This window comes from Xenorhabdus miraniensis (assembly GCF_002632615.1).
On the sequence record NZ_NITZ01000054.1, the window covers coordinates 1 to 7,295 of the forward strand.

Genomic DNA, 7,295 nt, shown 5'->3' on the forward strand with positions numbered 1-7,295 from the left:
CTGTGGGATGCTGTGACGGGAGGGATTCAGTTGCCGGTTGAAATTAATTTCATCAATTTAACGTCACAGAAACAAGTGCGTTTTTCAGCATTGGTGCTGCTGTTTGAAGAAGCAGAAGAAGAGCTGGAAGGGGAATTACGGTTTAATGTGATAGGTTGAAATTTCCGCTTCTGCTGAGATTCCTTGAACCTCTCATTAGGATCCGATATTTCTTGACCACAATTCCATCCTGGAAATGCTCTGTATGGGGCATCGTGTTATCATGCCTTATGATCCATTGACCGGATGAATTTTTCACTGTACAGAGAATACGTACAGCTACGTTCAATCAGTTACGGTCGCAGGGCGCAGATTACAATCAGGGCAGCTCTATTACGGCAACCCGGAAAAAATATTCTGCTGTTAACGAACATCATGGGATACAGAAATGGACAAAGAAAAATTCGGCGTACATCAATCTCAGTCTTTTACAGGCAACCAATTTGAGTTTGTCGACTTCTGCGATTCGGATTTTGGAAAAAAGAATTTAAACGAGGCAATTTTTCTTTCATGTGGTTTTTTTAATAAAGACAGCGATTCCGGGTGTTCATTCTATGGCAGTAAAATCAGGAATGCAAAATTCATTAACTGTGATTTAACCCTATGCAACTTTGCATTTGCAGATCTTTTCGGTGCTGAATTCACGAACTGCAGGTTAATAGGTACCAGTTTTGAAAATGCCAGTTTTTCTGAACAACTGACAAGGAAAAAATACTTTTGCTCGGGAAAAATTGAGGATTCGAATTTAAGCAATGCCAGTCTGGCGGGGCTGATTCTGGAGAATTGCAGTCTGAGAGGAAACAGGTGGTATGAAACCGATATCACGAAAACAGATTTTAGTGGTGCGGATCTCTCCGATGGAGAGTTCTCCGGAATAAGATGGAGTGACGGAAATTTCACAGGAAGCGACTTAAGAGGTGCATCGCTTCAGGGACTTGATATTAGAAAAGTGGATCTATCAGGTGTCAGATTGGACGCATGGCAAATCAGCCAGCTAGCATCAGAGTTAGGTATTATCGTATCTTAAACAGTTCAGTGGCGAAGTGCACTTCTGGTTGTCAGCATCAGGAAAAACGCAGCGAGTATGGTCACTGCGGCCATATAAAACAACATCACTTTATAGGAAATGGTGGTCGTCATCAGGCTCGAAATGAGAAATGAAAGGGAAAAAGGAATACTTGTGATGGCTTCAAGTGACGTATTTACTCTTCCCTGCATTGCAGAAGGGAGCTTCGTCTGAATAAGTGTGTCCAGCCCCACCATGGACACTGGCGCACCAAAACCAAAAATCGCGCAGCTGATATAAATAATTGTCAAATCCTGAGAAAACAACCCGATAATCCCAGCAACCTGAATAAAAAATCCGTACGAAACCAGAACGCCCGGTGTGATTTTTTTGATTAGTCTTATTGATACAATACCTCCCAGTATGGCTCCGACCCCCTGCGAAGAAATAAATTGGCCAATAACTGAAAGGGGTTGGCTAAGATGGTCAATAATCCCGAACAGTATTATTTCATAAAAACCCGCGACCAGAAGCGTTATTGACAGACAGATAACACATGACCGGATCAACGTATCACGCCACAGTCCTCTGGCTCCGTCCATAATTCCCTTGACAGAAAAGGCGCGATCATAGTTGTTCTTGCTTCTGGTATTCCTCTCTTCAAAGTTTACGAAAAGAAAAGCGGAAATAGCCAGTGAAAGGCTGACAAACCAGACAAAAACATCACTCCCGAATGTTGTATAAATATACACTCCAAATAAAGGTGCAGTAAGCCTGACAGACTCCCTGAGCGTTCTTAATACAGCATTAATTTCACCAATATGACGTTCATCATAGTTGTTTACGACAAGACAAACACGGGCTGAATTGAAGACTACATAACCAAGTCCGTAAATAAATGCTGACACCAGTAGCAGGACATACTGATGTTTTTCATGAGCAAAATGGAGTAACAGTATTGATGCTGCCATAAATATGTTTGTAAATACAATCGTGCTGTCCTTTCTCAGACTGTCAATAATATTTCCCGTCAATGGACTGATTAATGAAGGTATAATAAAACAGAAAAAGACAAATCCAGCGCCGGATGTACTTCCGGTCAGTTGCTTCGCCCATATTGCAAAAACAATATAAACGGATGTGTCTGCAATAACAGAGAGGCAATACCCCGTCAGAAGCCGACTCATTCCCCGCAATTTCAGCAAAGAAGGATTCAGTATCATCAGTCACTTTCCCTGAGATTGAATATGTTCATAATCTTACCAAAAATAAGCTCCGCATCTGGAGTATGCAATTGTTCGAGCGTCGTTGAGTAAGGGACAGGACTGCGCAGACTCCCTACCCGAACCACCGGATGAAGAAGAGACGAATGTAGCACTTCAGTGATAAGGCAGGCTATTTCAGCACCATAACCACAAAATTGGTTAGCAGCATGAGCAACAAGCACCCTGCGTGTTTTACGGGCCGAATACAGCACTAGGGGTAAATCAAGAGGTGTCAGGCTTCTCAAGTCAATAACCTCGCAACGGATACCAAACCGTTGAGCGGCACGTTCAGCTGCATGAAGACACCATGTAACTGATCTTCCATAAGCAACCAGAGTGATATCATCTCCAGTCCGTCTTACGCGGGCTTTCCCCAGAGGAATCTGTTGATTCCCTGTCGGTACAGGTTGCCGTTCTCTAGACCACAGCAACTCAATACATTCCAGCATGACACAGGGATCGTCATTATTTATGCAGGACAACAATAATCCTCTGGCGTCCTCAGGTGTGGAAGGCATGACGATATTGAGACCAGGAATATGCGTGAGCCAAGACTCAAGAGACTGGGAGTGCTGGGCACCGCCCATTGTTCCGCCCCCGACATGCATTCTGACGGTGAGAGGAACCCGCGTTACACCATCCGTCGTATAGCGTAACTTGGCTGCGTGATTAACCAATTGATCAGAAGCAACCGTCAGATAATCCATGAGCATTATTTCAACGACAGGGCGTTTACCACAAAGCGCTAATCCAGTTCCAAGACCAATAATCCCCTGCTCAGATATGGGCGTGGTCCTCACACGCTGAGCGCCGTAACGCTCCTCCAGGTTCTGCGTTACTTTATAGATTCCCCCGGAAGGCTTTCCGATGTCTTCACCAAGCAGGACAACATTTGGATTGGTACGCATGGAGTAATCGAGCGCACTGTTCAGTGCTTCTGCAAACGTCATGAGTGATGTTGCCATACGGTTGTCGCTCATTCTATACTCCCAGTGACTTCGCTTAATAAATCCGGTGCGTCAGGATACGATGAATTTAATGCTTTATCATAGGCAGTAGACACATCCCGGATAATTTGACATTCAATTCCATCCACCTCACTGTCATTATCATATAAACAGACAATTTTTTTGCGGAGCAATAAAAGTGAATCAATTTGCGAAACTTCCTCAGCAGACGGTAGATCCATATATTCAGTGGTACTGCCAGCCATATGACCCTGAAGTCTGGGGCAGGAAATTTCTAAAAAAACCGGCCCCCTGCCGCTACGAACGTATTCGGCACATTCTGAAATGGTAATATGCAACGCATCGGGTGTTTTAACCTCAGTATGGACTGCTTTAAGGCCGTATGGTTCAGCCTTTGTGTAAAGCTCTGTATTAACCGTTATACGGCTGAGCTTTGTATGTAATGTATAATAGTTATTGATGCACACAAATAAAACGGGTAACTTCCACAGGCCAGCGAGATTCATCGACTCATGATAAGCTCCGGTGGTCGTGGCACCGTCACCAAAGGTTACAAAAACAATGTTATTGGCCCCTTCTAACTGAATGGACAGAGCCGCCCCACAGGCAATTGGTAAACCACCACCTACGATCCCGGTTGTCGCTATCAGTCCGTTTTCAGGAGAACACAGATGCATACAACCGCCTTTTCCACTCGAAATACCAGCTTTTCGCCCCATAATTTCCGCAAAATAAGCGTAATAAGAACTACCCGAACCGATAAGATCCCCTAGGCACCTATAAGTCGAGATGATTTTATCCCCGGGTTGTTTGTTTATACCGATTGATGCCGAAACAATTTCCTGTCCTTTAACCGGATAATGAAGAGCAAAAAAATCATTATCTTTTAATCCTTCCTCAATTTTTTTATCTACAGCCCGGATGAGGAAGGACGTCTTATATAAATCAAGAAGGACTTCTTTTATTAACATACCGCTACCCTATCAATAAGATAAGTGAAAATCTTCACCATTCAGAAATCGCTCCTGCTGAAACTGAAAGACCTTCCTGAATATGTCTGGGGTAATTTCAATAATGGAGGATGAAAGCATGTCGCAGAGAAGATCTGTTTCGTGATAACGTCTGGTTTTTTCCAGATATATCTCGACTGAGTGGTATTTTGCATAATCACTGAAATCAGAAATCATAAGAGCCTTTATCATCTGGACAGCAACATCGTAATTATGCAGTCGCAGAACACCATCAAGATAATCCAGAAACTTCATTTCGGGAGCGCTAAGATCAGGTGCAACAGCGAGCCCCGATTCTTCAAATATCATTCCCGTGAATCCGGGATCACGATACGTTCTGATAATGAAGGTCACTGTCGGCCTTGATAAATGGAGGTTTCTGTGGATAAGGCGATCTCCGTTAAAAATCATTCTGCAATCACCTTTTGACAGTAGTTCAGTGTCCTTCAGTGTCAGCCTGCCAGTCTGTAAACGTTCAGTTCCCCCGGTTCTGTCAAACAGATAAACATCATGCCGGCAGACACCATCTAGGACAGTAAAGGCGCCAGAAAAAGGATGGTCATGAATTGTCATATCAACTGATGACCATAAATAAACTTCTATAAAAAACCTTTTTTCATCTGCAACATATAAAGTTAGGGGCGGCTGGCCAAATAAAGATCCCTGATTGATTCTTTGTTTTGGTATTTCACTTTCGTTAAGTAATTCAAATGGAATATCAAAGACATTGATTTCATTTTCCGGTCTGAAAGTGGAAATGGTATTATGCGCAAGCACCGAAAACTTCTCGATATCAAAGTGTTCTCGTTTCCATTCCTGGTTTAATGTATCCCCCATCATTTTTGAAAATTCAAATGAATTCATAAAAAATCCCTCTCAGCTCTATTATCAACAAGATTTTCCAGTTTCTTATTCCAGTACTCACCCCAGAACCAGAAAGGTATACCTGCAGATGAAAACTTCAGAAGTGCATCCAGAATAATGTTTTCATTTAATCCTTCATCATACTCCCCCACAGGAACAGTTTCAGACGCTGAATTTTTTATTACGAATTTGATAATACGAGTTAAATCATCATTCGCGAAAAAAATCTGTCGGTTATACCTTAACTCCGATCCACTATGTCTTTCCAAGACCCGCAGCGTATTATTGTTTTTGCAATGCAATAACATTCCTATCCCTCCTGTATTCTTCGGATATAACCGGGCACCAGTAATCCAGGCCAGCAACATTCCCAGTTACGGAAAGAGCCCGGGCTCGGGAACCTGCGCCACACAGTTCCCGAATATCACAGTTAAGACACGGGCCACCTATTTCTGACAGTCTTATATCTCTTATTTTTTTAAGAACCGGAGACTGGTACCATATCTCCTTCAACGAGTTCTCTCTGACGTTTCCGCACAAAACATCATGATTGCCTGACATCAGGACAGAAGGGTACACCATTCCGTTCCCGCTGATATTAAGATCGCCAATTCCACTGGCATCACCTGTCTGATAAACCGATGAATACACGGGGTCCGTCAGCGTTGAACGATAACGCCAGATATCCCAAACCTGTTGCGGTGAATAGCCGTTTCGTAGCAGAGGAAGATAGAATTCCCAAGGGGCTGAAACAGATATTGATAGTTTACTGAAGGACTGGTGTCTGCGGGTCAGATCTAATAAAATAGCTTCCCATTCATGATAATTAAGCGCCAGCTCACTTAAAGAATTTTTCCCGTAGCCTGCAGGAAAAAATCTTATTGCAGTAACACTTTTTGCCCCCAGTTCATTAATGGCAAGATCATATACATTCTCAAGATCATCCGCATTTATGCCACTGATAACAAAGCTAACCCCCAGAAAAAGACCGGCATCAGAAACAGCTTTTGCTCCGGACAATATTTGATTAAACAGTTGCTTTCTTTTATCTTTATCTCTTTTTTTCCTGTGACGGAGAATATCCAGTTTATCTGGTGTAGAGCCATCAATGCTGATGTTAAAATTAATGCCGCGACAACTAATGGCCAGTTTTTTTATAACGTCTTTCTTCAGCAATGTGCCATTCGTCACAACAGTTGTATAAATTCCGTCACGGGATTGGGCATATGACAGGATTTCCGGCAAATCCGGACGGAGAAATGGCTCTCCTCCTGCAATAGTCAAGTCAATTACGCCATTTTCGTGTATCTGACTAATAATGCTTTTTATTTCTTCTGCTGTAAGCTCATCACTCAGTCTTTTACCAGAAGCAGCATGGCAGTGATGGCATGCTAGATTACATGCATTCGTCATGTCGAAATCGACATGAATAGGCGAATTAAATAAAGGCTCATCTCTGGAAAATTCATTAAACGTGTCATGTTCCATATCTACCCCCACCTGATCAGATATATCCTGATCCTGCGACCAGCACGAACTCTGCCCGCAGGAGGTTTATAACTTTAAAGAATAAACAGCTTTCAGTTAGCTGGAATATAATGACGCGGCCATGCCATTGACGAACTTTCAGCTTTAGTTAAAGCCGGATTCGCATGGCGGGGCCACGCCATTGACTCAGTGTTCAGAACCTTAAAATCCGGAGAAGAGTGACGGGGCCACGCCATTGAGTCATTTCCAGCATTTACAAACTTAGGATCAAGAATCGATTTCATAAAACCTCCAGGTTGTATTTTGATAGCAATATTGAAGCTTAATGACGAAGGTTAAAAATTAAACATTCCTCATATGTATAATGAATTTTAAATTATCGTTAATCAAATGTTTTTTTATAACAATTCAAAACATAGATAGCAAAATATTACAAAATAATAATAATCATTGTTTTTTAATGGATCATTTGATGCTTTTAGTAAATTTGTATTAAAAGCTTCATGAAAAAAATGAATATCTAAATATTATCAGCTTATTTATCTCTCAGAGAAACTATAAATAAGCTTTCAAAATAGTAGATCACGGGAAGGGAACTCAGTCCGGTTTTTGCGATCTGATTAATCGCCAAATCAAAAAAATCCCAAAATGGACT

Annotated in this window: 8 protein-coding genes and 1 pseudogene; 2 read left to right on the forward strand and 7 right to left on the reverse strand. The window is 42.1% G+C overall.

Going from position 1 to position 7,295, the window contains the following annotated elements; genetic code table 11:
- Together Xmir_RS34730 and Xmir_RS21665 are read left to right on the forward strand one after the other, a co-directional pair.
- Nucleotides 1-159, forward strand: a pseudogene (locus Xmir_RS34730) (barstar family protein); the annotation flags it as partial.
- 268 nt (nucleotides 160-427) lie between these two features.
- Nucleotides 428-1,066, forward strand: a complete 639-nt coding sequence (locus Xmir_RS21665) for a pentapeptide repeat-containing protein (RefSeq protein ID WP_099116054.1) — start codon at nucleotides 428-430, stop codon at nucleotides 1,064-1,066.
- A gap of 5 nt (nucleotides 1,067-1,071) precedes the next feature.
- On the opposite strand, the gene Xmir_RS21670 is transcribed toward Xmir_RS21665, so the two are convergent.
- The 7 genes from Xmir_RS21670 to Xmir_RS21700 all read right to left on the reverse strand — a co-directional run bounded on the left by Xmir_RS21670 (nucleotide 1,072) and on the right by Xmir_RS21700 (nucleotide 6,924).
- Nucleotides 1,072-2,268, reverse strand: coding sequence for an MFS transporter (locus Xmir_RS21670; RefSeq protein WP_099116055.1), 1,197 nt, complete (start codon nucleotides 2,266-2,268; stop codon nucleotides 1,072-1,074).
- Entirely contained in the window at nucleotides 2,268-3,290 is a 1,023-nt protein-coding gene (locus Xmir_RS21675) for an alpha-ketoacid dehydrogenase subunit beta (RefSeq protein ID WP_099116056.1), read from the reverse strand. Before Xmir_RS21675 ends, Xmir_RS21670 begins: the two co-directional genes overlap by 1 nt.
- On the reverse strand, nucleotides 3,287-4,249 hold the full coding sequence (locus Xmir_RS21680; protein ID WP_099116057.1) for a thiamine pyrophosphate-dependent dehydrogenase E1 component subunit alpha: 963 nt from the start codon (nucleotides 4,247-4,249) through the stop codon (nucleotides 3,287-3,289). Before Xmir_RS21680 ends, Xmir_RS21675 begins: the two co-directional genes overlap by 4 nt.
- A gap of 12 nt (nucleotides 4,250-4,261) precedes the next feature.
- A complete protein-coding gene (locus Xmir_RS21685) occupies nucleotides 4,262-5,152 on the reverse strand; it encodes a cupin domain-containing protein (protein WP_099116058.1) in 891 nt (296 codons plus the stop codon).
- Nucleotides 5,149-5,460, reverse strand: coding sequence for a hypothetical protein (locus Xmir_RS21690; RefSeq protein WP_099116059.1), 312 nt, complete (start codon nucleotides 5,458-5,460; stop codon nucleotides 5,149-5,151). Before Xmir_RS21690 ends, Xmir_RS21685 begins: the two co-directional genes overlap by 4 nt.
- Nucleotides 5,435-6,640: a radical SAM/SPASM domain-containing protein gene (locus Xmir_RS21695; RefSeq protein ID WP_099116060.1), complete on the reverse strand. Its 1,206-nt coding sequence runs from the start codon at nucleotides 6,638-6,640 to the stop codon at nucleotides 5,435-5,437. Before Xmir_RS21695 ends, Xmir_RS21690 begins: the two co-directional genes overlap by 26 nt.
- Nucleotides 6,641-6,732: 92 nt before the next feature.
- On the reverse strand, nucleotides 6,733-6,924 hold the full coding sequence (locus Xmir_RS21700; RefSeq protein ID WP_099116061.1) for a hypothetical protein: 192 nt from the start codon (nucleotides 6,922-6,924) through the stop codon (nucleotides 6,733-6,735).
- Nucleotides 6,925-7,295 lie beyond the last annotated feature (371 nt).

What these genes read in the sequence shown, in the direction of transcription:
- Xmir_RS21665 (WP_099116054.1), top strand. Translation starts at nt 428, where the DNA reads ATGGACAAAGAAAAATTCGGCGTACATCAATCTCAGTCTTTTACAGGC.
- Xmir_RS21670 (WP_099116055.1), bottom strand. Translation starts at nt 2,268, where the DNA reads ATGATACTGAATCCTTCTTTGCTGAAATTGCGGGGAATGAGTCGGCTT.
- Xmir_RS21675 (WP_099116056.1), bottom strand. Translation starts at nt 3,290, where the DNA reads ATGAGCGACAACCGTATGGCAACATCACTCATGACGTTTGCAGAAGCA.
- Xmir_RS21680 (WP_099116057.1), bottom strand. Translation starts at nt 4,249, where the DNA reads ATGTTAATAAAAGAAGTCCTTCTTGATTTATATAAGACGTCCTTCCTC.
- Xmir_RS21685 (WP_099116058.1), bottom strand. Translation starts at nt 5,152, where the DNA reads ATGAATTCATTTGAATTTTCAAAAATGATGGGGGATACATTAAACCAG.
- Xmir_RS21690 (WP_099116059.1), bottom strand. Translation starts at nt 5,460, where the DNA reads ATGTTATTGCATTGCAAAAACAATAATACGCTGCGGGTCTTGGAAAGA.
- Xmir_RS21695 (WP_099116060.1), bottom strand. Translation starts at nt 6,640, where the DNA reads ATGGAACATGACACGTTTAATGAATTTTCCAGAGATGAGCCTTTATTT.
- Xmir_RS21700 (WP_099116061.1), bottom strand. Translation starts at nt 6,924, where the DNA reads ATGAAATCGATTCTTGATCCTAAGTTTGTAAATGCTGGAAATGACTCA.